Genomic DNA, 24,800 nt, shown 5'->3' on the forward strand with positions numbered 1-24,800 from the left:
TGAAGGTTTAACTAAATGAGAAAGCCACTTCAGATTTCTGAGGTGGTTTTTTTGTTCGTATTATTCGAAAAAACTGAAGATACAATTGCCGTATTTTTTCTCAAAGGCAAAGCGAGGTAGCTGATCCATACGAGTGTGTTTGGAGTGTTCGATTATGAGAAACCCATCTTCTTCCAGCAACTCATTTTCAAAGACCATTTGAGGTATTTTGGCAAATTCTTCTTCGGGAAAGTCGTACGGAGGATCTGCAAAGACAATATCACTGGTTGTTTTTACCTTTTGAAGGAATCGAAAGACATCGCTTTTTATCACTTTGATAGGAAAGTTGAGGGCCTCGGCCGTTTTATGGATAAATTGTACACAGCCCGGATACGCGTCTACTGCAGTTATTTGTTTTACACCTCTACTGGCAAATTCGTAACTGATGTTTCCCGTACCTGAAAAGAGGTCGGTAACGGTGATTTCCTGGAGGTAAAAGTGATTTTCCAAAATATTGAACAATCCTTCCTTGGCAAAATCGGTTGTGGGACGTACGGGAAGTTTTTTGGGTGCCAGCAGTCTTTTTCCCTTGTATTTTCCGGAGATAATACGCATGTTAAAAGGAGTTTAGAAGAATGGGTGATTCGTGAGGTGGTATAGTAGATACCCCTTTGTCCAGCTTGTACAGACAGTGGTGTTGTCCAAATGAAATATTTCTTATATATGTATGCACCATATTGCAATAGGCATCGTTTTGAGTGATTTGGCCCAGTAGAAGTAAGGGAACGGTTTCGGGGTTCAGACCTAATTGCTCTGCTGTGAAGAGGATGTAGTATATAAAATCAACTTCGTTGTTGTATTCAAACGAATTGTATAGCTGGAGTTTGCCGTCTTTCAGTACTACTATTTCAAAATGAGTGTCTTGTTTGTGTACATACACAGTTGGCTCTTGGTGTATTGGGCTGTGACGTATTAAGGTTTCTACAAGAATACTCGAATAGTGGCGGTACTCAAATTCGCCGAAACGATCGAAGATAAAGTTGTTGATGTTGACCAGTGGGACGTATACGTTGACGAGTTCGGCAACATCCAGATTGTCGTAAGTCACAAAGTCAGTTTCGAAGATTCGGGTGTTGAATTTCAGGTATTCCGACAATTTCTTTTCCTGAAACAGGGATTGGGGCACCCATGCAGAGAGGTTGTTCTGATGGATTAGATGTACCTTGTTAAAAGCCTGTTGCAATATGTCTTTTTCAGCAAATAGGGCTTCCGTTTTTTCGAGTAATAGTTTAGGCGTGACCTTTTCGTCAAAAGGGTGGTTTTCGTATACATAAACCGTTTTGCTCAAACCGTCTAGCACACAAAAAGAAAGTCCACTCAGGCTTACCTGAATGGACAATTCGTTATAATTGGTTGTATATGTCTTAGTTTTCTCGATTGGAGTCATAGATCATCGGCCAGTTTCCTGTCGTTTTTACTTCGTTCATTGATCCGACGATAATTTCCGGACCATTTACGTCGTCAACCGATATTATTTGTTTTTCTCGAGCTACGAGATCTTGAGGCTGATCTTTGAGGATAGCGTCTTTACTCACTTTAGCCTCGAATACAGCCGCTGTAAAACCACTTCTGTTGATAGTTCCGGCTTGCATACTGAATTCTACCCCATCGGTATAGGGCACCTTCATCATGTTTTTATAACTGTCAGAATCTTTAAAAAGAGAATCTTTAACACCGATAAAGCCCAAAGTGTCTATAATTTTTTTCTCTCTTGGCATGTCGATCTGATATACAGGATCGAATTCTACCCAACTGGTATCTCTCTGTTGAGTGATAGCAAATTCAGCAGTGTCTACAAACTGAATCAGACTGTTAAAGTCGTTTGCAAATCTTCCGGTTACTGCTCGGTATGCTTCCTGAGCATCCCTGATATCTTTCATGCGGTCGATTACTTTGGCATAGCGTTCCTTTTTTATCTTTTCAAACTGAATAGGGTCATTTACCGAACGGTAAATTTTGTACGCAAAGAAAATACTGAGTAGCCATAAAACAATCTGTATCCCTGTCTTCATCTTGTTTTTTCGATTTTAAAAATTAAAGAGGTTTTACGCAAAACTACAATTTTTTTTTATTCAGAAAAGTTTTTCTTTCTAAAAAAGGAGATAGGTAGTGAGAAAGTGGGAATAGAGAAGTAAATTCCCGACAATAAGAGGATGTCGTGTCTTAAAATCTATTTGTACTTTTGGCAAAAGAAGTTTTTATGAATGTGTCTTCCTTTTACCGAGATCTGATTGGCAAGTTTCCACACACTCCTACCTTAAAACAAGAAGCGGCATTACAGCAATTGGCTAATTATGTGTTTTCTACCGAAGAGAATCGGGTTTTTGTACTCAAAGGATTTGCAGGTACTGGAAAAACCACCATTATAGGTACTTTAGTGAAGCAGATGAAGGGGAGTTACAAGAAAACAGTTTTGTTGGCTCCAACGGGCCGAGCGGCAAAGGTAATTACCTCTTATGCCAATACCAGAGCTTTTACCATTCACAAGAAAATTTATTTTCCAAAGAAAGAGAAGGGAGGTAGTATGAAATTTGTGTTGCAGTCTAACAAGCATCGCGACACCCTTTTTATAGTGGATGAGGCTTCGATGATACCCGATTTGCCGGGAGACTCCAAGCTCTTTGAAAACGGATCATTACTCGACGATTTGATGTACTATGTATATTCCGGACAGAATTGCAAACTCATGCTCATAGGAGATACTGCCCAGCTACCTCCGGTAAACCTCGATATAAGTCCGGCTCTGGACGAAAATACCCTCTCCTTGCACTACAATAAAGAGGTGGGGCTAATAGAATTGGACGAAGTAGTGCGACAGCAGCTCAATTCGGGTATTCTCTACAATGCAACCGGTATTCGGGAGTGCCTTGGAGAGGAGGCCGTTTTCGATTTTAAGTTTGAGTTGAATAGGTTTGACGATATAGTCAGGCTTACCGACGGTTATGACATTCAGAGTGCGATAGACGAGGCATACGGCAATATGGGACCAGAGGAAACCGCAATCATAGTGCGTTCAAACAAGCGCGCCAATCTGTACAACCAGCAAATAAGAAGCCGGATACTATTTCACGACAACGAGCTCACGACGGGCGATTTGCTCATGGTGGTAAAAAATAATTACTATTGGGTAAAAGCCAACAGCGAGGCAGGGTTTATCGCGAACGGAGATATCGTTGAGGTATTGGAAATCTTTGCGATAAAAGAGCTCTACGGATTTAAATTTGCCGAAGTAAAGGTCCGAATGATCGATTATCCCGATATGTCCCCTTTCGAAACGGTGTTGTTACTCGATACCATTCAGGCCGAAACACCTTCGCTGTCGTATGAAGATTCCAACAGACTCTATCAGGAAGTGATGAAAGACTATGAGGAAGAGCGTTCGGGCTATAAAAAGTTTCTCAAGGTAAAAAACAACAAGTATTTCAACGCCCTTCAGGTCAAATTCTCATATGCGATAACCTGTCACAAAAGCCAGGGAGGGCAATGGGATACAGTATTTGTAGAACAACCCTATCTTCCCGACGGCATCGATAGAGATTATCTGAGATGGTTGTATACTGCAGTGACTAGGGCTAGACACAAACTCTACCTCATCGGTTTTAAAGACGATTTTTTTGTAGAGGAGTGATAGTGTTTGTTTATATTTGATTTAAGACTAAAAAAGAAGATGTATGACATCTGAAACCGTTATTAGTATTTTTTTGGGCATCGGACTTGCGGCAAGTACGGGGTTTCGCGTTTTTGTTCCGCTGTTAGTACTCAGTTTAGCGGCGCATTTTGGGGCGTGGGACCTCAATGAGAACTGGCAGTGGCTTGGCGGATGGCCTGCATTGATTATTCTCGGAGTCGCCGTGGTTGCCGAAGTGTTTGCTTATTTTATTCCTTGGGTAGACAATCTGCTCGACAGTATAGCACTCCCTTTAGCCGGAGTTGCAGGAACCATGGTGGTGGTTTCCACTCTTGTAGGCTTAGATCCTGCCATGACTTGGGCGATAGGGCTGATTGCAGGTGGTGGTACGGCTGCCGCCATAAAGGGAGCATCGGTGACCACCAGAGCTACCTCATCGGTAGCTACTGCTGGTTTTGGTAATTCCATTATTACACTTATAGAGACAGCAGTGTCGGGAGTATTATCCATTTTGGCTGTTGCAGTACCCGTAATAGCTATTGTATTTGTCATTTTAATTCTCGTTGTAGTATACCGTTTCTATCGTCGGATTAGACCGCGAAAATCACCTTGATGCTTTAGGGTGGGGAGAAATGTCTTAATTTTGGCCATAAATATGGTTTAGAGCGACTATTTTAACTATAACAGCTGCCGTATTCGTATAGAAACTCCTCAGTTGTTTTTTAATATGCTGAGGAAGACAAATAACTAAAAACTAACAAGCTAAGCCATGAAGATAATAGCTATGATTCCTGCCCGATATGCGGCAACCCGACTTCCTGGGAAGTTGATGAAAGACCTCAACGGCAAGCCGGTTATTGTTCGCACTTACGAGGCGACCGTACAAACCGGACTCTTTAGCGAGGTATATGTGGTGACCGATAGTGAGATTATTTACAAGGAAATTGTCAACTATGGAGGGAAGGCCATAATGAGTGTAAAAGAACACGAATGCGGAAGCGATAGAATAGCTGAAGCTGTTGCGGAGATGGATGTAGATATTGTGGTTAATGTTCAGGGAGACGAACCCTTTACCGAACGAGAAAGTCTGGAAAAAGTAGTCGCAGTTTTTGGGGAAGATAAGAAAAAAGAAATCGATTTGGCGTCTTTGATGACTGAGATTACAGACTGGGAAGAAATAAGCAATCCCAATATCGTGAAAGTCATTACAGATCATCAGGGCTTTGCACTTTACTTTTCTCGTTCACCTATTCCTTATCCCAGAGCAAAAGACGTAGGGGCGCGCTATTTTAAACACAAGGGCATATACGCTTTTAGGAAAAAAGCAATAGTTGATTTTTATCACCTGCCTATGTTATCGCTGGAAGCCTCTGAAAAAATAGAAGCGATACGCTATCTGGAATACGGCAAAAAGATAAAAATGGTAGAGACCGATGTAGAAGGAGTAGAAATCGATACCCCAGAAGACTTGGAACGAGCGAGACAGTTATGGAAATAAATTACAGCGCTGTAAAGGTTGTCGGTTTTGATGCAGATGATACGCTGTGGGTAAACGAAACCTACTTCAGGGAGACCGAGCAGAAATTTGCTCGCCTGCTGTCTCGTTATGAGACTGAGAATAAGATAGACCAAGAATTGTTTAAAGTTGAAATACAAAATCTCGAGCTCTATGGCTACGGAATCAAGGGTTTTGTGTTATCTATGATAGAAAGTGCCATCGATTTGTCGAATGGGCAGATTTCAACCGCAACCATATCAGAAATTCTGCATCTTGGAAAAGAGATGATATCTAAACCCGTGGAACTGTTGGACGGAGTGAAAGAGGTTTTGGAACAGTTGAGCAATACATACCGGCTTATACTGCTTACCAAGGGAGATCTTCTCGATCAGGAGAGAAAGATGGAGCGCTCCGGACTGTCGGAGTATTTTCATCATGTGGAGGTACTCAGCGACAAAAAAGAAGAGAATTACCGCAAGCTGTTAGATCACCTGGAAATCTCACCCTCCGAATTTCTCATGGTTGGAAATTCGTTGAAATCGGATATACTTCCCGTTGTCAATTTGGGAGGATATGCCATACACGTGCCGTTTCACACCACTTGGCTACATGAAACAGTAAGTGAAAATGAGATGGGTGGAAGATATGATACAGTGAGAAATATTAAAGAGATACTGCGTTATTTGCAGTAGTTACAACAGTTCTTAAGTGGTTTGGATTGAAGTAGAGAAGTGAAAGAATACAAAAAGCAATTTTATGAAGTTTAAAAATTTCCCGATGGTTCCGAGAGTGGTCTTCGGGCGTGGTAGTTTTGACCAGTTGGAAGAGATTCTTACTCCAAAACGAGAAAGCACTAAATCCCCTTTTGTCTTCTTGTTAGACGATGTTTTTAAAGGAAGTTCCCTCGAGCATCGGATTCCGCTTTCCGGAAGTGACCGCATAATATATATCAATTCTCTTATTGAACCGAAAACCTCTCAGGTTGACGCTATTAGAGATCAGATAAAAAATAGCAGTGAAGTATTGCCTTCTGGCATTATTGGAATAGGAGGAGGTACGGTAATGGATTTGTCAAAAGCAGTAGCCCTGATGCTTACCAACCCAGGCTCATCTGAAAATTATCAGGGCTGGGATCTAGTGAAACACAGAGCTGTTTTTCACGTAGGAGTACCTACCATAAGTGGAACCGGGGCAGAAGTCTCCAGAACAACAGTGCTTACAGGACCGGAAAAGAAACTCGGAATAAACTCTGATTTTACTACTTTCGATCAAGTGGTATTGGATCCGGATCTCACAGTGGGGGTACCGCTCGACCAATGGTTTTACACGGGAATGGATTGCTATATTCACTGTGTGGAATCTCTTACCGGAACTTATCTCAACGCTTTTAGTCAGAGTTATGGAGAAAAAGCCCAAGAGTTGTGCGATGAGGTGTTTTTGGGTAACTCACTTTCAGATGAAGTGATGAGAGATAAGTTGATGATGGCCTCCTGGCACGGAGGTATGAGTATAGCCTATTCGCAGGTGGGAGTGGCACACGCTATGAGTTACGGATTGTCTTATCTTCTCGGTACAAGACATGGTGTAGGAAATTGTATAGTGTTTAACCAACTTGAGGAATTCTACCCGGAGGGGGTTAGACAGTTCCGGAAAATGGTAGACAAGCACGGTGTGGAAATTCCAACTGCAGTATGTGCAAATTTAAGTGAGGACGACTTCAATACCATTATAAATGTTTCTATGGGGATGGTTCCACTATGGGAAAACGCCCTTGGTAAGGATTGGAAAGATATTATAACTCCTCAAAAATTAAGAGGGATGTATGAAAAGATGTAATTCTGACGATTGCAGAAGAAAGGGACGCCTAAAATTTTGGACGTCCCTTTTTTTGTGAGATACTTTTCCTGATCGCAATTAAATTCTGTAGATAAAATATTTTTATGTAATCATTTGATTTTTAGATTGTAAAAAGGTTATAAACGTTTATAATCGATTACAAGCGAAAGTAAGTAATTAAGTACCGAATAATGGAAAAATAGGCATTTATGTTTGTACAGCCAAAGGGATATACCTGGAGGCAGTATTGATGTCTAACTTTTTAAATACAGTATTATGAATGCAATCAGAAACAAGGTTCAGTTAATTGGAAGGTTGGGGCAAGATCCCGAGTATGTGAGCTTTAAAGACGGGAATCGCATGGCGCGTTTCTCCCTGGCTACCGACGACAGTTACAAAGACAAAGACGGTAAGAAAGTAGACCGCACGCATTGGCACAATGTGGTGGTGAGAGGTGGATTGGTAAATGTGGTGGAAAGCTATGTAAACAAGGGCAAGGAAATTGCCGTAGAGGGCAAGCTGACTACCCGATCCTGGCAAGATAATGAGGGGAAGCGACATTATATGACCGAGATACAGTGCAATGAGTTGCTCTTGTTAGGAAAATAATCTTTTGGTTAGGAATTCTGAAATGTGTCGGGCCCGATCAATTGTGTTGTCTTTTCTTTTTAGGTGTTTTGTCTGCCGCAAAAAGAAGTGATAAAGTGGTTAATCGGGCTTGAATACAATCGTAAAAATGTTTATAACTTTGTGCCATGACCGTTACATCTCAACTCGACACATATCTCAAGAAATATTTTGGCTACGACGATTTTCGTCCGGGTCAGCAAGCTATCGTAAATCAGATTCTCAGCGGTAATGACGTGCTTGCCGTAATGCCTACGGGTGGTGGTAAATCGCTGTGTTTTCAATTGCCAGCACTAATACTTGAGGGAACGACTATAGTAGTTTCACCTCTTATCGCATTGATGAAAGATCAGGTAGATGCACTTCGCGCCAACGGTGTGGTCGCTGCCTGTTATAACAGCAATCAAACTGCTGAAGATCAATCTGATTTATGGAGAGATTTGAGGGCGGGGATTTTAAAGCTCTTGTACGTAGCGCCAGAGAGCCTTCAGTATTTGCTTCCGGAACTCGGGCAGCACAAAGTGAGTATGATCGCGGTAGATGAAGCCCATTGTATATCTTCTTGGGGGCATGATTTCCGTCCGGCTTACACTCGACTTAAAGACTTGAAGGAGAGGTTTCCTGGAGTTCCTATAGCGGCTTTTACGGCAACTGCCGATTCGGCTACTCGTGAAGACATACGCTCTCAGTTGGATATTCCGGATGCTTATACCCATATCGCTTCTTTCGACAGGAAGAATATTTTTCTCGAGGTGAGACCCGGAACAGCTCGTTTAGCACAGATACTTTCTTTTATTCGCGAACGCCCTGACGAGAGTGGCATCGTATACTGCCTGAGTAGAAGGTCTACGGAACAGCTCGCGGCAAAATTGAGAGATAAAGGGGTGAATGCAGCCGCTTATCATGCGGGAATGACTGCATCAGAGCGAAGCGAGGTACAGGAGAATTTTGTAAATGATCGAGTTCCTATCGTGGTTGCTACCATAGCCTTTGGGATGGGTATAGACAAAAGCAATGTTCGCTGGGTTATCCATTACAATATGCCTAAAAATGTGGAGGGCTATTACCAGGAAATAGGTAGGGGTGGTCGAGATGGTTTGCCGGCATATGCCTTATTGTTTTATAGTTATGCCGATGTGATACAACAGCGGAAGTTTATAGAAAATACTCCCACAGAGTCGGTACAGTTAGCCAAATTGGAACGCATGCAACAGTTTGCCGAAACCCTGCATTGTAGGAGAGCTACCCTGCTTCACTATTTTGGAGAAAAATTGGAAGAAGGGTGTGGTCACTGCGATGTGTGTAAGTCGCCACCCACTTATTTCGACGGCACTGTTCTGGCACAGAAAGTGTGTTCGGCGGTGGCTCGCTTAAAGGAGCAGGAGGCTCTCGGAATGCTTACCGATGTGCTGAGAGGGGCACAGAACGCTGCGGTTTTTGACAAAGGGTACGAACAGCTAAAAACCTATGGTGCCGCAAGGGATATTTCCTGGAAGCAACTGCAGCAGTACATTGTTCAGATGGTAAATCAGGGGATACTCGAGGTTTGCTTTCAGGAACACGGGCGCTTGCTGCTTACGGATGTGGCTAAGGAGGTACTCTTTAAGGGGAGAAAGGTAAAACTGGCACATGTAGAAAGGTCTTCTCCTGCTGCTAAGAAAAAGAAGGCCTTGCAATCGGATAGTGAGAAGAAAAGAGAAGAGGGGCTTTTTGCACGTCTCAAAAAACTGAGGTCTGAGATTGCTGTAGAGGAAAATATGCCTGCCTATATCATTTTTAACGACGCATCTTTGAAAGATATGGAGGCCAAGTGTCCTTCAAGCAGGGATGAGTTCGCACAGGTATTAGGTGTAGGGCAGACCAAACTGGAAAAGTACGCCTCCCGTTTTCTGGAGGTTATAGCCGTCTACAAAGAAGAGCAACACAAGAAATTACCCACAGAAGACCAAACTTATTCGCTTTACAAGCAGGGATATGAGATTGGCGATATCGCAGAAAAAAGAGGGCTGAAAGTGGATACTATTATGGGGCATTTGCTGAAAAAGCACCAGCAAGGCGAGGCTATCGATTTGATGGATTATATCACTCAAGACGAGGTGAAACAACTGAAAGAGGCAAGAGAGGCACTTGAGGTAAAGGATATTCTCAAACCTTATTTCGAATATTTTGAAGGGGCATTGCCCTATTGGAAAATCAGATTCGGATTGTATCTGATAGCGCAAGAGATGTAAGTATTCTCTGATAGATTAGACAATAAACAGCATGACAGCTCAGCAGCTTTTGTAGGTGGTTTAAAATACGCTTAGAGATGTCGATTGAAGAAAAAAATAAACCCCATATCGGAATCAAAATTTATTCCGATATGGGGTTTTAAATCTCTTTCTGTATGGATTACATTTCAAAAAGTTCGGCCAATTTGGCTTCGAGGGCATCACCTCTTAAGTCTTTGGCGATAATTTTTCCGTTTTCATCGAGAATAAATGTGGCGGGGATGGCTCTTACATTGTAGAGTTGTGCTATGGGGTCTTGCCAGAATTTCAGGTTAGACACATGATGCCAGGGAAGCTGATCTTCAGCAATAGCTTGTTCCCACTCTTCTTTTTTTCGATCGAGAGATACGCCTATAATGCTCAGTCCTTTGTCTTTATATTTTTCGTATAGTTTTACCACATTGGGGTTTTCAATCCTACATGGTTTACACCATGCAGCCCAAAAATCGATAATGGTTACTTTACCCTTGATATCGTTTAGGGATAGTTCATTCCCTTCGGGAGTGGGGGCAGAGAAATCGGGGGCTATAGCACCTATAGATGTCTTGGTAAGGTTTTCAATTCGCTCTGTCAGTCTTTGAGCTACCTTGGTTTGCTTGGTATTTTCAGAGAGTCCTGACAGTAGTTCTTTAATCTTTTCAGGGGTTTGTGACTGGGTCATCAACATTCTTTCCAGTATCAGGGCAGAGATATAAGAATCGGAGTGATTTTCTACAAAATCGAGTTCGTAATCTCCTGCTTCCACCTGAATATCTCCGTAAGCGTCTTGCAAGGTTGCAATAGTTACGGTATCTCTTTCCTGTGAGGCTTTCATCATCTGTTCGCGCAGGGCTTTTATTTTGTCGCTTATCCCACGTGTTCCCGACATAAATGTATAAAAGTCGTCGTTGGAAGGTGTGCCTCCTAACTTAGAGTAGTTTAGGCTGTCTTTGTATGCTTCTATTTCAATATTTCCGTTTTCTACAATTACAGGGATATTCCCTATTTGATCTATAATGAGAAAATGTAATTCAGGAATCTCCGCCTTACCGGTAAATGTAAAGGCTCCGTTCATAACCTCGGTGGTATCTACATCTATAGGCTGACCGTTCTCATCGGTTTTTTTGAGAAATACCTGTTTACCGTCTTCCAGTCCGTCGGCCTTAACGGTAATGGTATAGTTGTCTTTGCTTTGCTGATCGCAGGCGATTACGGCGAAAGCTATTAGAAGTAAAACGCCTAATTTTTTCATAGATACTGAATTTATTGGTTTGGATGCAAAGTTAAAATTTCCAATGGTATAACCTCAGGTTTTGGTATATAATTAAAAATGAATAGTTAAAAGTATCCTTATTAGCTTACTAATTGGAGTTGTCTTAAATTCTCATCGATTTGTCTCAGCTCATCTTTGGTGAGTTCTTTTTCTACGGCTTTGGCATTTTGAACTGCCTGTGTGGCGTTTCGCGCTCCTGCCAAGGCGATGGTAATTCCGGGCTGCTCTAAAGTCCACAACAGCACCAGCTGACCAAGGCTAAGCCCTTTGCTGTCGGCTATGGGTTTTATGCTGTCTAGAAAGGCGTTGGTACGAATTAGGTTTTCTTCCTTAAAGAACACTCCGGATGCGCGGTGATCACCTTCGGCAAAGCGATGACCGGGTTTCATTTTTCCTGTGAGTAGTCCGCGTTGCATAGGGCTATAGGCCAAAATACCTTTGCCGTGTTCTAAGCAGTATGGCACCACATCTTTTTCGATATCCTTGAGCACCATACTATACGGCATTTGGTTGGATGCTAGAGAGATGTGTTTTTCGGCTTCAATCATTTGTTCAACACTGTAATTGCACACCCCGGCATAACGTACCTTTCCTTGTTGTACAAGCTGGTGTACCGCCTCCATGGTTTCTTGTATAGGAGTGGTCTTGTCGGGCCAGTGTATTTGATACAGGTCTATATAATCGGTACCTAATCTCTTCAAGCTATCTTCGCATTCTTTGATAATACTGTCTTTTCCTGCGTACTTATAGATATCGATATCTTTTCCAGAATTATCCTGACTATGTGATGAAAAATCTCCTTTTGCCAAATCCCATCGCATACCGAATTTAGTGAGTATTTGCACCTTGTCTCTAGGGATGTCTTTAATGGCTTCTCCCACGATTTCTTCACTGGTTCCCTGTCCGTAAATAGGTGCTGTATCTATAGAAGTCACTCCGGCGTCATAGGAAGCTTTTATGGCACTAACTGCCTCTTTTCTTTCGGTTCCACCCCACATCCATCCTCCTGCAGCCCATGCTCCGAAGGTAATTACCGATAGATTTAGTTCTGTATTTCCTAAAGTTCTGTATTTCATTGCTATTGTTGTTTGTCATTGTTGTACATAATGCGGTAGATGGCTCCTGTGACATCGTCTGAAACATACAGTGATCCATCGGGGCCTTGTGCTAGTCCGCAAGGTCGGTGTAGAGCCTGACTAGGCGCCATTACAGGAGAGGTGCCGGCAAATCCGTCGGCAAAGACTTCCCAGGATCCTGTAGGTTCGCCATTTTCAAATGGAACAAAGGCTACCATATATCCTGTCTGTTCTTCCGGTACCCGATTCCACGAACCGTGGAAAGCCACAAAAGCACCGTTTTTATATTTTTCGGGAAACATATTGCCGGTATAGAAGAGTAAGCCATTAGGAGCCATATGCGCTGGAAAGGCTACCTTTGGAGGAATAGCTCCGGCACCTTTTCCTTCTTCGGCTTCTTTTTTTCCATCACCTCCATATTCTGGGGCGAGTATGTATTTGCCTTGTTCCTGATCGTAATACACATAGGGCCATCCGGCATTGTCTCCTTCTTCTATTTTGTACATTACCTCGGCAGGTAGGTTGGCCGAAGTCTCGGCATCGAAATATTCAGGAAAGAGGTCGGAGAGGTTGTCACGACCGTGCTGCATAACATAGAGCGATTGATCTTGGCGGTTCCAGTCGAGCCCTACCACATTCCGAAGTCCGGTAGCATAGCGCAGTCCCTCGTCGTACGACTGCCTTAGTTTATCGGCTTTAAACTGCCATATTCCTCCAGCAGAATCGAGTATGGGGCAGGGGTACATTCCAGGAGATCCCTTGGTGCGATCAACTTCTTGGCAAGCATTGGAATAGGCGCCTATGTTTACGTAAATATTACCCTTGTCGTCCAATACGATAGATTTGGAATTGTGCTGTCCCTGATCTATCAGTCCGCGTATTATGGTATCGGGGGTACTGGTGTTTTCCGGTAGTTGCTGGTCGTTGAGAGGGTATCGAAAAACCGAAGTATTCGACGAAGCATAGAGATAATCTCCGTGTAAGGCGATTCCGGTTCCTCCGTAATTTCCGAAACCGCTCTGCTCGTCGGTGCGTCCGTCACCGTCTTTATCCTGAAGGACGATTACTCCGTTGCCTTCACTGTCCGGACGTGCGAGTTTTACCATAATATCTCCCTTGTCATTTACCGCCAGATGTCTTGCTCTGCCAATACTGTCAGTTACTTTTAGTGCAGAAAAACCTTCAGGGAGATTTAGTGCTGCATTGTCTGGATCGGGCTGTACGCCTTTTTGCTTTTTACTGTTGTCGGGAGCGCATGAAAGTGCTCCCAATGCCAGCAATATTGCTGATAAGTTGCGTAGGGAGTGCTTTTTGGAAGAAAGTGGTATCATAGCGTGAATTTTTAGTTGTAATACGTCAATTTATAAAAAAATCATTTATCGACATAAGCCAATAGCAAAATAATTGTAGAAATGCTGTAGACTGCTATCGCTTGTCAACACAACTTATGGCAGGGTATTTTACGGTAAAACAAAAAACAGGCTCTCCTCTATCGAAAAGCCTGTTTTATTGATAATAGAAATATCCTGAAGGATTTTTTCTTCTGGGAGCTCTTATTTTTTAGAAGCTTCCAGTGAAACCTTACGGAATTCTTTCATGAGCTTGCTGATTTCCAGTGCAGCTTTACGAGCTCTGGTTCCGGCAGCTTTATTTCCTTTTTCTACTTGTGCTTGAGCTTCAGTGTTGAACGACTCTACTTGGGTCTGGATGTTTTCTAATAACTGTTTCATTGTGATTTATTAAATTTAAACATTGAAAGGCTAAAATAAATAATTTTGAATATATCTCTACCATAGAACGCCTGTAGTTTTAGACTATTGTGATTACAAGGGGGTTTTTTCCACAAATAAGCTGATTTTAACTTTAAAACTCATCTTTTATAGCGCTTTATTCGACTGCATTTCTCCAGGAGTAATATACATTTCCTTTGAAAAAGGTCTTTCTTTGAGACCTTTCACTTTTGCATATTGTCTCGGTTGAGGGGCTCTTTTGGCCTGTATTCCGGAGATGTCTTGTAGGGCAGCGGCTAGCAGTGCTTCGTCTATATCTCCAAAGGCTTTGATATCGTCCCAGTATTCGTATTCCAAAACTTGAATGTCTGGTGTAAAACCTTGAATGTAATCGCTTTCCCCATCTTTATTGTAAATGGTAAATGTAATGGGCTGCATGGCGTATAGGTGATTTGGGTTTATATTTCTAGTATCGAATGTAGGAGAATCGAAGAGTGTTATCGAACCTACATTTTTGCCATAGGTTGTATCTCCTACTACCACAACTTCCATATAGGGACTCAAGCCGTTGATAATCATTTCGCTGGCCGAAGCTGTATCATTGCTGGTTAGTACATACACCCTATTCAGCGAAGAGATACGGTTGATATCCACCTTATCTCCGGTGTCATTACCGGTAGTCTTGTTGAAAATCCTCGCTTTGTCGGCGAAGGTGTCTTTAGAATTCTGTCTGGTATTTTTATCGTTGAATATCGATTCGGCGAAAGTATCGGAAGCGGAGGCCTTACCATAAATCATACTTGCCAAGTAAGTACAGGTCTCTACCGATCCACCTCCATTGTAACGCAAATCCAGTACAAGTTCATCTATATTTGCAGTTTTAAAATCCGCGAATACGTCGTTGAGTTCACCGTTGTAAGTATTGTTAAAGCCGTTGTATACGAGATATCCTATTTTTTTATCTCCTAGAGTTATAATTTCACTATGACGCACCGGATTTTCCAATACAGTGCGAGTGTGTAGTATTTGGGTGTTTCCCGTAGGGGTTAACACATCACCTTGCACGGTGGCAAACGAGAGTTTTATAGAGCTGTTGTTGTAATAGTTATTGACGACCTGGAAGTTTGAAGTATTGAGTTCTACATCGTCTATTTTGTACACGATATCCCCTCTTTTTATTCCTGCTTCAGAAGCGGGAGAGTTGGGAACCACATAAGCTATATACATAATAACGGTTCCATCATCGGAGATTTGAACGAGGTCTCCTATTTGAAAACCGAACGATTCACTCTCTCCTCTGAACGATCCTAGCAATTCTTCGTAGTCATCTACTATCCAGGAAAAGCGATCAACTTGGTCTTTCTGGTACAACAGACCGTCAAAAAGCTCTTCTGGGGAGTCGTATTTGTTTAAAAAGTTCTCGTAGTCTTTATTGGAAGTAAATTTGTTGTCGCCGAGCTTGTCTACATCTTTTTGCCAAAAATACCATTCGTTGAGTCCCTTCCATACAAAATCGTGAATCTCGAGTTCTTCAGAAGTTTTAGGGGTGAAATTTGCATCGTCGTCGCCAGAGCAACTCCACAGCACAGCCGAGCTGAGCAGAAAGTAAAAAATCTTTTTCATAGGTTTGTGTTTTGGTCCTTAATCTTGTCTTAAAAGGGCTCCCTACCGAAGTATAAAACGCTAAAATTACTTTAATTATTGGCATTTCGAAATTTTTTGTAACAATTTTTATGTTGGTTCGTCTTCTTTTTGAGAAGCTGTTAGAGTCAGTTGAGGATTTTTCATAAGTCATTGAACAGCGACTTTGATAAAGCGAGTTAAAAAAAAAAATAAGTACATTCAGAGAAAATTAATCGACAAAAAATGGAGCAGGCAGAGTTTTTGCATACCGTAATGCCCTTTAAGGACAAGTTGTTCCGGCTGGCTAAACGATTGCTGACCTCTACCGAAGAGGCGGAGGATGCACTGCAGGAAGTGCTCTTGAAACTCTGGGTAAACAAAAGCAAAATAACGGCTTATCGCAGTATAGAGGCTTTTGCAGTGACCGCGACTAAGAATTACTGTTTGGATCGGTTGCGTTCTAAACAGGCCTCAAATCTGCAATTGGTTCACACCAATTACACAGATGAGTCGAGTTCGCTACAGGCGCAGGTAGAAGCAAAGGATAGCGTGTCTCTGATGCACGAAATTGTGCAGAGACTACCGGAGCAACAGAAAATGGTTTTACAGCTCAGAGATGTTGAGCATTACGAATTTGAAGAGATAGGCGAGATGTTGGAGATGAACCCGGCTTCGGTGAGAGTAGCCCTCTCGAGAGCGAGGAAGACTGTACGGGAAGAACTGATAAAAAAACACAGGTATGGAGTTGGATAAAATAGAAAAATACTTGGAAAAGTATTTCGAAGGCAACAGCAGTACTGCAGAAGAGAGAATCTTACGTGATTATTTTACTAATCCGGAGAGAGATATTGCACCTCATCTCAGAGAGTATGCTGTGGTATTTAGATATTTTTCACAAAGTAGGGATGAAATATCAAAAAAGGAGATTCAGCTAGGAGAGCAAAGGAGCAAAACACCTATATATGCTTGGCTTTCAGCCGCCGCTGTGATTGCAATTGCCGCTGGAATTTGGTTTTCCAATTATTCCTCTTCTAAAGACAGGGAGGCTAGATTGGCCTATGAAGAGACGGTACAGGCTTTGTATATGATAGGCGAGAACTTGAATAAAGGCGCGGAGGGAATGGAGTACTTAGAGGAATTTGATCAGACTAAGAGCCGTATCCTTCGAGTTTCAGAATTGCGATAAGGAAGACGAAAAGACACAGCGATTATCGATGTTAGAATGAGATGTACAAGTCCGATACTGTTTGAAAGTGAATAAAAATACTGTTGCACCACAAATAAAAATTAAAAACAATAAAAAACAATGAAAAAGAATGGAGAATTTACCGGTTTTCTGGGAGTGGTAACCGGTGGAAAAAACGATACAAACAGAAACAAAGGGGGAAAGAAGTTCACGTACTCATGGACTTTTGGACTGTGTTTACTCTTAATGCCTTTGTGTGGTTTTTCGCAGTCTGTATTCGACAGATTTGAAGCGATGGACGATGTGACTACGGTAGTAGTGAACAAAAACATGTTTAAGTTGTTTTCGAGAATACAATCGGGCGATCCGGAAGCTGTAGCCTTTATGGATATGGTTAAATCGCTTGAAAATCTCAAGGTATTTACTACTGAGGACCAAAAAATTTCAGATGAGATGAGATCGACTATGAACGGGTATATAAAAAAGGAGTCTCTCGAAGAACTCATGAGGGTTAAAGAGAAGGGATCTAATGTGAAATTCTACATTCGTCCCGGTAAGGATGCAGATCACGTTAGTGAATTACTGATGTTTGTCTCCGGAATGGAAGATGTCAATGTTGGGAGCAAGAATTTTGAAACGGTATTGTTATCGCTTACCGGCGATATAGATCTCAACAAAATCAGTCTGCTTACCCAGAAAATGAACCTCCCTTCAGAATTGGGTAAGGCGGGAGAGAAGTAGGATTAAAATTTTAATAGTATTGGGATGAATAGAGAGATAAAAAAGGCGGTGTATACCGGAGCTGTACTGAGTTTTTTAGTTTTGTTGTTCTCGGCTTGTAGCAAAAAGGAGAGTTTGCAGCAGTACTATGTAAACCATGCAGAAAAAGAGGGATTTATCAATGTAGAACTCCCTTCCGGGATGATAGATGTGTCGCAAACAGAGCTGACACCTGAGCAGAAGGAAGCTTATAAATCTGTGAAAAAACTGAATGTATTAGCCTTGCAAGTTACTCCCGAAAATCAGGCTGTATTCCGAGCAGAAGAAGAAAAGGTAAACAACATCCTCGCCGACGATAGCTTTCAAGAGTTATTTCGTTTATCTGACGGGGATAAAAAAGGCGTACTCAAATACCTTGGAGAAGAAAACCACATCGATGAGGTGGTGTTTTTCGGTTCAGATGACAACAAAGGATTTATACTGGTGCGTATATTGGGAAAAGATATGAGTGCTGAAAGTATGATGGAATTTGTCAAACTCTTAGAAAAGGCAGATATAGATGAAGGACAATTGGGAGGTTTAAAAGAGTTGATGAGATAGTAGGTTGTCTGTCTTAAATATAACAACAAAAAAAGAGGCTGTCTTAAAAAAGGCGCCTCTTTTTTGTTGAATTTGGTAGGAGATTTATATTCCGGTGTAATTGACCGGACTGATGTTTTTGAGTTCGCTTTTTACGGCATCGGAAACATCAAGGGTATCTATAAATCCGGAGATAGACTCCTTGTTAATTTTTTCATTAGTTCGTGTGAGTCCTTTGAGAGCCTCATAAGGATTGGGATATCCTTCTCTTCGGAGGATGGTTTGGATAGCTTCAGCCACTACTGCCCAGTTATTTTCCAGATCAGCTTCAAATTTCTCCTTGTTCAGCAGTAATTTGTTCAAGCCTTTTAGGGTAGACCAGAGCCCGATTATCGTATGTCCGAAAGGTACCCCTATATTGCGCAGTACCGTACTGTCGGTAAGGTCGCGTTGTAGGCGCGACAACGGTAATTTGGCAGAGAGATGTTCAAATACAGCATTGGCGATACCTAGATTCCCTTCAGAATTTTCGAAGTCTATTGGGTTGACTTTATGTGGCATAGCTGAGGAGCCTACTTCACCCGCTTTTATTTTTTGTTTGAAATAATCCATAGAGATATAGGTCCATATATCTCTATCGAGATCAATGAGTATGGTATTGATTCTTTTAACAGCATCAAACAGCGCTGCGATATGGTCGTAATGTTCTATCTGAGTAGTGGGGAAAGAGTGGTGGAGACCGAGTGTATCTTCCACGAAATTCGTTCCAAAAGCCTTCCAGTCTGTTTGCGGATAGGCTACGTGATGTGCGTTGTAATTTCCTGTAGCTCCTCCGAATTTGGCTGCATAAGGCACTTTTTCCAATACGGTGAGTTGCTCTTCAATACGAGTGACAAACACCTGTATTTCCTTTCCCAATCGAGTAGGAGAAGCCGGTTGTCCGTGAGTACGCGCCAACATAGGGATATCCGCCCATTCTGAGGCCAGTGCTTTCAGTTTGTCGGTCAGTTCTTTTAAGCAAGGCAGATACACTTCAGCAACAGCTTCTTTGACCGACAAAGGCACCGAGGTGTTGTTGATGTCTTGCGAAGTGAGTCCGAAGTGAATAAACTCTTTGTAAGCCGACAAATCGAGGGTGTCGAATTTTTGTTTTATAAAGTATTCCACCGCTTTCACATCGTGATTGGTGGTCTTTTCTATCTCTTTGACAGCTAGAGCATCTTCGGCAGCAAACGTGCTGTAAATAGCTCTCAAGTCGCCGAAGAGAGTTTTGTCAAATCCCTCCAATTGAGGAAGGGGAATATTGCAGAGCGCTATGAAGTATTCTATTTCTACTCTTACGCGATATCTGATTAAGGCTTCTTCTGAAAAGAAGGGAGCCAGACTGTCCGTTTTACTTCTATACCTCCCGTCTATAGGAGAGATGGCATTTAATTCGGTGAGTTGCATTGTAGTAAATTGTAAAAGGGATAATTTTTGTAATGTTGTATTAAAGGAAAATAATAATTCCGAGGCTCAGATCGTTGAGACTGAGTCCAAGTCCGTAATTATCGGAATCTTCACCTTCATTGTCATATCCAAATCGACCTACGGTCGCATCAAAGGCTATGCTTTCGTTTAGTCTGTACGTAATCCCCGGACGTATGTTGATTCCCCAAGCAAAGGTGTCGTCTACACTGTCTTTGGCCCATCCCAATCTTATGTCACCTTGAGCAAAGGGCATTAGCTTAGACTGAGGAAACCAATACTTTCTGGCGTAGGGAATAACACCGTAGAATTCTTTTTTATCGTTGTTGATCTTGGTTTGTTCATAACCCGCACTGAGTCCGACAGCTATGTCGTTGTCGATAAAAAAACCCACCGAGGGCAGCAAAGAGAAGTCTGTTCTTTCAGAGCCGGAAGTCTTGTCTTTTTCAAATCCGAAAGAGCCACCTACTAACCATTTTCCCTTGAGGGAGTCCTGATCTTCCTGTGCTGACAATCCTGCACAACTTAACAGGACTACAGCTGTAAATAAAACTAACTTCTTCATAAGAACATTTATTAGAGTAATGATTTGTGCAAAAATAAGATTTATCGCCGTTTGCAGTAATATCTTTACAGATAAAATCTCAGCGACTACGGCAAAGACAAATGTTTCACCACATAAACAGCGGTTGATGCTTTTTTACAATTAATGAGATAATTACGATCTCAGATATTTTTTTTCCGCATAAAAAGTTCCAAAAGGCAGCAGAGCAGCCACAAACAGTATAGCAAAGCGCTTTAGTCCCCACGATTTTTCCATACATACCACCACAGCCAGCACTACGTATAGTATGAATAATATTCCGTGGGCATATCCTACGGCTGTATTGGTTTCGGTGTGATCTGCGAGGTATTTGAGGGGCATTCCCACAAAAAAGAGCAGGAGATATGAAATACCTTCAAGTATAGCTGTAAGGCGAAAACTTTTGAGCATGATAGTTTTTTTAAAAAAGCTTCCGCAAGTCCGATAAGGGGTGCGGAAGCCTATAGTGATATTGTTGTATTCTTACAGGTGGATTACTTCGTCATAAGCATCTGCAACGGCCTCCATTACCGCCTCACTCATAGTAGGGTGAGGGTGTACCGCTTTGAGTACCTCGTGTCCGGTAGTTTCCAGTTTACGGGCAACTACTGCTTCGGCTATCATATCGGTAACTCCGGCACCGATCATGTGGCAACCCAACCACTCTCCGTATTTGGCATCGAAGATCACTTTTACAAAACCGTCGGCATTACCACTGGCTTTGGCCTTACCCGAAGCAGAGAACGGGAATTTACCCACTTTGATATCATAACCTTTTTCCTTGGCCTGTTTTTCGGTAAGTCCAACAGAAGCCACTTCAGGCATACAGTAGGTACATCCCGGTATATTGCCGTAGTCTAAAGGCTCTGCGTGCATACCAGCTATTTTTTCCACACAGAGTATCCCTTCGGCGGAAGCTACGTGAGCCAGTGCCTGTCCGGGGGTAACGTCGCCTATAGCGTAGTAACCGGGAATATTGGTCTGGTAGAAGTCGTTTACCAGTATCTTATCTCGATCGGTAGCGATACCTACGTCTTCGAGACCAATGTTTTCGATATTGGTTTTGATTCCAACGGCAGAAAGTACGATATCTGCCTCCAGAACCTCTTCTCCTTTTTTGGTTTTTATGGTAGCTTTTACTCCTTTTCCTGAAGTATCTACTTTAGTCACTTCGGCAGAGGTCATAATTTTGATACCTGCCTTTTTGAAACTTCTTTCCAGTTGTTTTGAGACGTCTTCATCTTCTACCGGAACGATATTAGGTAAGTATTCTACCACGGTAACCTCAGTACCCATAGCATTGTAGAAATAGGCAAACTCGATACCTATAGCTCCCGAACCTACTACGATTAGTTTTTTGGGTTGCTCCGGCAGGTTCATAGCCTCGCGATAGCCTATCACTTTTTTGCCGTCTTGCGGCAGGCTGGGCAACTCACGAGAGCGCGCACCGGTAGCGATGATTATATGATCGGCCTCGTATTCGGTTTTTTTGTCGTCACTTCCGGTTACCTCTACCTTTTTGCCCGGTTTTACCTTACCGTAACCGTTTATAACGTCTATTTTATTCTTTTTCATCAGGAACTGAACCCCTTTGCTCATACCTTCGGCTACACCTCGGCTTCTTTTTACTACAGCATTGAAATCCTTGTCGTATTCCTTTACGCTCAGCCCGTAGTCTTCCGCGTGTTTGAGATATTCAAATACCTGAGCGCTTTTCAACAGCGCTTTAGTAGGGATACACCCCCAGTTAAGGCAAACCCCTCCTAGGTTTTCCTTTTCTACTACAGCTGTTTTTAAGCCCAGCTGAGAAGCTCTTATGGCAGTAACATATCCGCCGGGGCCACTGCCCACAACTATGACATCGTATTTACTCATTCTATAATGTTTTTTGGAACAAAAAAATTCGGTTACGAAGTTACGGAAATAGTTTTAAATGTGGTTTGTTGTTTGTTGTTTGTGGTTTTTTTGTTTAGTAGTTTTTTAGTTGATTAGTTTGTAGTTGGTAGTTTTGCCTAATTAACCCAATAACCCAATAACCCAATAACCCAATAACCCAATAACCCAATAACCCAATAACCCAATAACCCAATAACCCAATAACCCAATAATAGTTCGTAGTTGGTAGTTTTGCTAAAGTTTGTGGTTGATAGTCTAAATTATCTTTTCAGGACGATGAGTAGAACAGCAATACAATATATACCAGACGCTGTAGAGACGCAAAATTTTGCGTCTACCCCCATTGCCGAATTAGTGTGATGCGATTTGTTGTTGTCTCATACAGTCGGTGGTTTCGATACACCGTTCGCTGCGCTCCGGCACTCAGCCACCTTGGTTTCGCCTCAATCTTTTGCTTCGTTTTGTGTTGAGACAAAATGAAGGACGGGGCTTTTGAAGAGAAGGGGTGATATAGAATACTGCGAATGTCGATGCTTTTTCCTCGAATTGACAATAAAGTTCCAGATATTGAATTTTGGTAGTATGGCTTTTTTAAAAAGAAGAAATAGGTTGTGTAATTATGTATGTTTGGGTATTTGTGCTTAGGTTTGAAAAGATAATCATATAAAACGGTCTAAATATGACAAGAATACTAAAACAGGCCTTATTCATTTCAACAGTCATCTTATTGGAATCTTGCGCGACATCATTTTCAAGTAAAAAGCTGTTGAACGATGCTGAGAACTCAAAAATAAATACATCGGATATTACTAATTTTTACAAGGCTTTCGACTTAGCGATACGAGATACGATCAATGCGACAAAAATATTTAAGCGATATTACTTTTCTGTAGGTTCGAGAGGTCTCAGAGATTTTTATAAAATCAAAATCCGATCTAAAGAAAAATTCTCCGACTTTGCTATCGGATATCAAGACTTTTACAAAGCTATCGAGCCAAACATAAGCGACCTGACTGACTTGGAATCGGAAATAAGAAAAAATTACAACAAGTTTAAAAATCTATACGAAAAAGCCGTATTTCCCGATTTGTATTTCGTGGTTGGATCTTTTAATTCAAATGGTACAATTTCTAAGAGCGGACTTCTCATTGGAACAGAAATTCTAAGCAGAACGAAACAGACAAATACGGAGAATTGGAACGATGACATCCTTAAAATTAGTATGCCAAGGAACCATATACCTATCACCGTTAGTCACGAATTGGTGCATTTCAACCAAAAAAACATGAAAAGCGGCAAGACCTTATTGTGGAAAAGTATAAGGGAAGGTTCGGCCGAATTTATTGCAGAACTCATCAGTGGGCATACAGATGGAAACTACGAGGAATTTGAAGGTAAAGAAATGGCCATTTGGACTGATTTCAAAAAAGAAATGCACAAAAGTGTTTGGGGTTCTTGGCAGCGGGAAAGCGAAAACCGACCAAGAAATGCCGGTTATTGGATAGGTTATATAATTTGTAAGTCTTATTACCAACAAGTCGGCAATAAGAAAAAGGCGATTTATGATATTCTACATATTCAGGATTACGACGAATTTTTGCGAAAGAGTAAAGTTGATGAATATGTTGAGAAATTAGTGAAGTAAAGATACGTTTTACAACACTGCTTTGTCAAGTTGGTAAAAAAACTTAACGGTAATTAGGTGAAAATTCTAAAATAAATTTACCAATACCTATTTGGGAGATTTTTTGGCAACTTAGGCTTGTAGGTGGCTATGTAAGCTTCCCCTAAATAGAACTGTTCATTCTTCTAATACTTCTACAGACTTATTGTTTTTAATTCTCTTGGGGCTAGCCCCAAGAGAATTAAGTTCCGCATATTTTATTGGCGGGATTTTACCCAGCCCATCGTGTGGGCGGTGATGGTTGTAATCATGCATCCAAATATGTGTCTGTTCTCTTACTTGGTCTATGTTTTCAAAGATGTATTTGTTTAGCACTCCTCTTCTGTAACTCCCATTGAACCTTTCCACAAACGCATTTTGCGTGGGTTTCCCCGGCTGTATATATTTGAACTCGATATCGTGCATCATGCTCCATTCCGAGGCGATCTTGGCTATAAATTCAGGTCCGTTATCCATCCGTATCTTTTTGGGCTTGCCCTTTTTGTTAATAAGGTGGTTGAGCACCCATACCACGCGGTGGCTCGTCAGTGAGAAGTCGACCTCAATATGGAGTGCCTCTCTGTTAAAATCATCAATTATATTAAATGCCCTAAAGCGTCTTTTGTTTTCTAGAACGTCTGTTACAAAATCCATACTCCAGGTATGGTTAAGCTCGCTGGGGATCTCCAGGGGTTCTTTTGTTCTGGAAGGCAAGCGTTTCTTCACCTTTCTGCGCAAGGGGAGCCCCAGGGCCACATAGACCCTATGCATACGCTTGTGGTTCCAGGGTTTTCCCTCTTCGCGTAACCGGTCATAGGCCTTCCAAAAACCTTCCTCTGAATGTTCCTTTACCTTTTGTTGCAAGGCGTGTTCTATCTCGCTATCATCCTTGGGCAAAGGCCTATAATAATAAACACTCTTACTCATGTTGAGTACACGGCACGCCCTACAGATGCCGTAATGAATAAGTTCTTTGGCAATGGTTCGCTTTCTGCAGGGCTTTAGAGCTTTTTTTCGATGATCTCCTTGGCCATCTGGTGGTCAAGAGCCAAGGTGGCATACATCTGTTTGAGCTTGGCGTTCTCTTCTTCCAGCTCCTTGAGGCGCTTGAGTTCCTTGGAGTTCAT

At 41.9% G+C, this 24,800-nt stretch carries 24 protein-coding genes and 1 pseudogene; 12 read left to right on the forward strand and 13 right to left on the reverse strand.

The annotated features are described in order from the left end of the window. Positions 1-60: 60 nt before the first annotated feature. Genes ACYZZR_RS04230 through ACYZZR_RS04240 form a run of 3 tightly spaced genes read right to left on the reverse strand, consistent with a single transcriptional unit; the run spans position 61 to position 2,051 of the window. Complete coding sequence (locus tag ACYZZR_RS04230) at positions 61-594, reverse strand: RsmD family RNA methyltransferase (RefSeq protein WP_461532752.1); 534 nt, start codon at positions 592-594, stop codon at positions 61-63. A 1-nt stretch (position 595) separates the two neighbouring features. Continuing rightward, on the reverse strand, positions 596-1,426 hold the full coding sequence (locus ACYZZR_RS04235) for a DUF3822 family protein (RefSeq protein WP_461532753.1): 831 nt from the start codon (positions 1,424-1,426) through the stop codon (positions 596-598). Continuing rightward, positions 1,404-2,051, reverse strand: a complete 648-nt coding sequence (locus ACYZZR_RS04240) for a hypothetical protein (protein ID WP_461532754.1) — start codon at positions 2,049-2,051, stop codon at positions 1,404-1,406. Before ACYZZR_RS04240 ends, ACYZZR_RS04235 begins: the two co-directional genes overlap by 23 nt. A 188-nt stretch (positions 2,052-2,239) precedes the next feature. Here ACYZZR_RS04240 and ACYZZR_RS04245 point away from each other — a divergent pair, with 188 nt between their 5' ends. The 7 genes from ACYZZR_RS04245 to recQ all read left to right on the forward strand — a co-directional run bounded on the left by ACYZZR_RS04245 (position 2,240) and on the right by recQ (position 9,859). Further along, positions 2,240-3,667 carry an ATP-dependent DNA helicase gene (locus ACYZZR_RS04245; RefSeq protein WP_461532778.1) on the forward strand — a complete coding sequence of 476 codons (1,428 nt, stop codon included), beginning with the start codon at positions 2,240-2,242 and terminating at the stop codon, positions 3,665-3,667. A 43-nt stretch (positions 3,668-3,710) separates the two neighbouring features. Then, positions 3,711-4,280, forward strand: coding sequence for a DUF4126 domain-containing protein (locus ACYZZR_RS04250; RefSeq protein WP_461532755.1), 570 nt, complete (start codon positions 3,711-3,713; stop codon positions 4,278-4,280). A 156-nt stretch (positions 4,281-4,436) separates the two neighbouring features. After that, the gene (kdsB, locus tag ACYZZR_RS04255; RefSeq protein WP_461532756.1) at positions 4,437-5,165 is read left to right on the forward strand and encodes a 3-deoxy-manno-octulosonate cytidylyltransferase; all 729 of its coding nucleotides are present in this window, start codon (positions 4,437-4,439) and stop codon (positions 5,163-5,165) included. Continuing rightward, positions 5,156-5,857, forward strand: a complete 702-nt coding sequence (locus tag ACYZZR_RS04260; protein WP_461532757.1) for an HAD family hydrolase — start codon at positions 5,156-5,158, stop codon at positions 5,855-5,857. Before kdsB ends, ACYZZR_RS04260 begins: the two co-directional genes overlap by 10 nt. Positions 5,858-5,921: 64 nt before the next feature. Continuing rightward, entirely contained in the window at positions 5,922-7,001 is a 1,080-nt protein-coding gene (locus tag ACYZZR_RS04265) for an iron-containing alcohol dehydrogenase family protein (protein ID WP_461532758.1), read from the forward strand. Positions 7,002-7,277: 276 nt separating this feature from the next. Continuing rightward, positions 7,278-7,610, forward strand: coding sequence for a single-stranded DNA-binding protein (locus tag ACYZZR_RS04270; RefSeq protein WP_461532759.1), 333 nt, complete (start codon positions 7,278-7,280; stop codon positions 7,608-7,610). A 146-nt stretch (positions 7,611-7,756) separates the two neighbouring features. Beyond that, entirely contained in the window at positions 7,757-9,859 is a 2,103-nt protein-coding gene (gene recQ, locus ACYZZR_RS04275; protein ID WP_461532760.1) for a DNA helicase RecQ, read from the forward strand. A 160-nt stretch (positions 9,860-10,019) separates the two neighbouring features. Here the strand turns inward: recQ and ACYZZR_RS04280 are convergent, their stop codons facing one another. The 5 genes from ACYZZR_RS04280 to ACYZZR_RS04300 form a co-directional block, all read right to left on the reverse strand. Further along, positions 10,020-11,129 carry a redoxin domain-containing protein gene (locus ACYZZR_RS04280; RefSeq protein ID WP_461532761.1) on the reverse strand — a complete coding sequence of 370 codons (1,110 nt, stop codon included), beginning with the start codon at positions 11,127-11,129 and terminating at the stop codon, positions 10,020-10,022. Positions 11,130-11,230: 101 nt separating this feature from the next. Then, positions 11,231-12,226, reverse strand: coding sequence for an aldo/keto reductase (locus ACYZZR_RS04285; protein ID WP_461532762.1), 996 nt, complete (start codon positions 12,224-12,226; stop codon positions 11,231-11,233). A gap of 2 nt (positions 12,227-12,228) precedes the next feature. Further along, a complete protein-coding gene (locus ACYZZR_RS04290) occupies positions 12,229-13,557 on the reverse strand; it encodes a PQQ-dependent sugar dehydrogenase (RefSeq protein ID WP_461532763.1) in 1,329 nt (442 codons plus the stop codon). 222 nt (positions 13,558-13,779) lie between these two features. Then, positions 13,780-13,956 (reverse strand): histone H1, encoded by a 177-nt coding sequence (locus ACYZZR_RS04295; RefSeq protein WP_461532764.1) that lies wholly within the window; start codon positions 13,954-13,956, stop codon positions 13,780-13,782. 147 nt (positions 13,957-14,103) lie between these two features. Beyond that, positions 14,104-15,579 carry a S41 family peptidase gene (locus ACYZZR_RS04300; protein WP_461532765.1) on the reverse strand — a complete coding sequence of 492 codons (1,476 nt, stop codon included), beginning with the start codon at positions 15,577-15,579 and terminating at the stop codon, positions 14,104-14,106. Positions 15,580-15,822: 243 nt separating this feature from the next. Between ACYZZR_RS04300 and ACYZZR_RS04305 the strand changes: the two genes are divergently transcribed. From ACYZZR_RS04305 to ACYZZR_RS04320, 4 genes are all read left to right on the forward strand, one after another. After that, positions 15,823-16,332 (forward strand): RNA polymerase sigma factor, encoded by a 510-nt coding sequence (locus ACYZZR_RS04305; protein ID WP_461532766.1) that lies wholly within the window; start codon positions 15,823-15,825, stop codon positions 16,330-16,332. After that, entirely contained in the window at positions 16,319-16,765 is a 447-nt protein-coding gene (locus ACYZZR_RS04310; RefSeq protein WP_461532767.1) for a hypothetical protein, read from the forward strand. The genes ACYZZR_RS04305 and ACYZZR_RS04310 overlap by 14 nt, the downstream gene beginning before the upstream one ends. Positions 16,766-16,885: 120 nt before the next feature. After that, positions 16,886-17,506, forward strand: a complete 621-nt coding sequence (locus ACYZZR_RS04315) for a DUF4252 domain-containing protein (RefSeq protein ID WP_461532768.1) — start codon at positions 16,886-16,888, stop codon at positions 17,504-17,506. A 24-nt stretch (positions 17,507-17,530) separates the two neighbouring features. Continuing rightward, on the forward strand, positions 17,531-18,085 hold the full coding sequence (locus ACYZZR_RS04320; protein ID WP_461532769.1) for a DUF4252 domain-containing protein: 555 nt from the start codon (positions 17,531-17,533) through the stop codon (positions 18,083-18,085). A gap of 84 nt (positions 18,086-18,169) precedes the next feature. Here the strand turns inward: ACYZZR_RS04320 and purB are convergent, their stop codons facing one another. From purB to lpdA, 4 genes are all read right to left on the reverse strand, one after another. After that, complete coding sequence (purB, locus tag ACYZZR_RS04325) at positions 18,170-19,513, reverse strand: adenylosuccinate lyase (protein WP_461532770.1); 1,344 nt, start codon at positions 19,511-19,513, stop codon at positions 18,170-18,172. Between the two features lie 40 nt (positions 19,514-19,553). Next, a complete protein-coding gene (locus ACYZZR_RS04330) occupies positions 19,554-20,096 on the reverse strand; it encodes an outer membrane beta-barrel protein (RefSeq protein WP_461532771.1) in 543 nt (180 codons plus the stop codon). A gap of 153 nt (positions 20,097-20,249) precedes the next feature. Further along, the gene (locus tag ACYZZR_RS04335; protein ID WP_461532772.1) at positions 20,250-20,525 is read right to left on the reverse strand and encodes a DUF3817 domain-containing protein; all 276 of its coding nucleotides are present in this window, start codon (positions 20,523-20,525) and stop codon (positions 20,250-20,252) included. Between the two features lie 72 nt (positions 20,526-20,597). Next, entirely contained in the window at positions 20,598-21,989 is a 1,392-nt protein-coding gene (gene lpdA / locus ACYZZR_RS04340) for a dihydrolipoyl dehydrogenase (RefSeq protein WP_461532773.1), read from the reverse strand. Between the two features lie 700 nt (positions 21,990-22,689). On the opposite strand from lpdA, the gene ACYZZR_RS04345 reads away from it, so the two are divergent. After that, positions 22,690-23,655 carry a gliding motility protein GldB-related protein gene (locus tag ACYZZR_RS04345; RefSeq protein WP_461532774.1) on the forward strand — a complete coding sequence of 322 codons (966 nt, stop codon included), beginning with the start codon at positions 22,690-22,692 and terminating at the stop codon, positions 23,653-23,655. Positions 23,656-23,811: 156 nt separating this feature from the next. Here ACYZZR_RS04345 and ACYZZR_RS04350 read toward each other — a convergent pair. Next, positions 23,812-24,800 (reverse strand): annotated as a pseudogene (locus tag ACYZZR_RS04350) (IS3 family transposase); the annotation flags it as partial.

The organism is Sinomicrobium sp. (assembly GCA_029266035.1).
Taxonomy (GTDB): domain Bacteria; phylum Bacteroidota; class Bacteroidia; order Flavobacteriales; family Flavobacteriaceae; genus Sinomicrobium.

Coding starts and splice junctions, on each gene's coding strand:
- ACYZZR_RS04265 (WP_461532758.1), top strand. CDS start 5,922: ATGAAGTTTAAAAATTTCCCGATGGTTCCGAGAGTGGTCTTCGGGCGT.
- kdsB (WP_461532756.1), top strand. CDS start 4,437: ATGAAGATAATAGCTATGATTCCTGCCCGATATGCGGCAACCCGACTT.
- lpdA (WP_461532773.1), bottom strand. CDS start 21,989: ATGAGTAAATACGATGTCATAGTTGTGGGCAGTGGCCCCGGCGGATAT.
- ACYZZR_RS04320 (WP_461532769.1), top strand. CDS start 17,531: ATGAATAGAGAGATAAAAAAGGCGGTGTATACCGGAGCTGTACTGAGT.
- ACYZZR_RS04260 (WP_461532757.1), top strand. CDS start 5,156: ATGGAAATAAATTACAGCGCTGTAAAGGTTGTCGGTTTTGATGCAGAT.
- ACYZZR_RS04330 (WP_461532771.1), bottom strand. CDS start 20,096: ATGAAGAAGTTAGTTTTATTTACAGCTGTAGTCCTGTTAAGTTGTGCA.
- ACYZZR_RS04300 (WP_461532765.1), bottom strand. CDS start 15,579: ATGAAAAAGATTTTTTACTTTCTGCTCAGCTCGGCTGTGCTGTGGAGT.
- purB (WP_461532770.1), bottom strand. CDS start 19,513: ATGCAACTCACCGAATTAAATGCCATCTCTCCTATAGACGGGAGGTAT.
- ACYZZR_RS04250 (WP_461532755.1), top strand. CDS start 3,711: ATGACATCTGAAACCGTTATTAGTATTTTTTTGGGCATCGGACTTGCG.
- recQ (WP_461532760.1), top strand. CDS start 7,757: ATGACCGTTACATCTCAACTCGACACATATCTCAAGAAATATTTTGGC.
- ACYZZR_RS04310 (WP_461532767.1), top strand. CDS start 16,319: ATGGAGTTGGATAAAATAGAAAAATACTTGGAAAAGTATTTCGAAGGC.
- ACYZZR_RS04230 (WP_461532752.1), bottom strand. CDS start 594: ATGCGTATTATCTCCGGAAAATACAAGGGAAAAAGACTGCTGGCACCC.
- ACYZZR_RS04290 (WP_461532763.1), bottom strand. CDS start 13,557: ATGATACCACTTTCTTCCAAAAAGCACTCCCTACGCAACTTATCAGCA.
- ACYZZR_RS04335 (WP_461532772.1), bottom strand. CDS start 20,525: ATGCTCAAAAGTTTTCGCCTTACAGCTATACTTGAAGGTATTTCATAT.
- ACYZZR_RS04285 (WP_461532762.1), bottom strand. CDS start 12,226: ATGAAATACAGAACTTTAGGAAATACAGAACTAAATCTATCGGTAATT.
- ACYZZR_RS04270 (WP_461532759.1), top strand. CDS start 7,278: ATGAATGCAATCAGAAACAAGGTTCAGTTAATTGGAAGGTTGGGGCAA.
- ACYZZR_RS04295 (WP_461532764.1), bottom strand. CDS start 13,956: ATGAAACAGTTATTAGAAAACATCCAGACCCAAGTAGAGTCGTTCAAC.
- ACYZZR_RS04305 (WP_461532766.1), top strand. CDS start 15,823: ATGGAGCAGGCAGAGTTTTTGCATACCGTAATGCCCTTTAAGGACAAG.
- ACYZZR_RS04240 (WP_461532754.1), bottom strand. CDS start 2,051: ATGAAGACAGGGATACAGATTGTTTTATGGCTACTCAGTATTTTCTTT.
- ACYZZR_RS04280 (WP_461532761.1), bottom strand. CDS start 11,129: ATGAAAAAATTAGGCGTTTTACTTCTAATAGCTTTCGCCGTAATCGCC.
- ACYZZR_RS04235 (WP_461532753.1), bottom strand. CDS start 1,426: ATGACTCCAATCGAGAAAACTAAGACATATACAACCAATTATAACGAA.
- ACYZZR_RS04345 (WP_461532774.1), top strand. CDS start 22,690: ATGACAAGAATACTAAAACAGGCCTTATTCATTTCAACAGTCATCTTA.
- ACYZZR_RS04245 (WP_461532778.1), top strand. CDS start 2,240: ATGAATGTGTCTTCCTTTTACCGAGATCTGATTGGCAAGTTTCCACAC.
- ACYZZR_RS04315 (WP_461532768.1), top strand. CDS start 16,886: ATGAAAAAGAATGGAGAATTTACCGGTTTTCTGGGAGTGGTAACCGGT.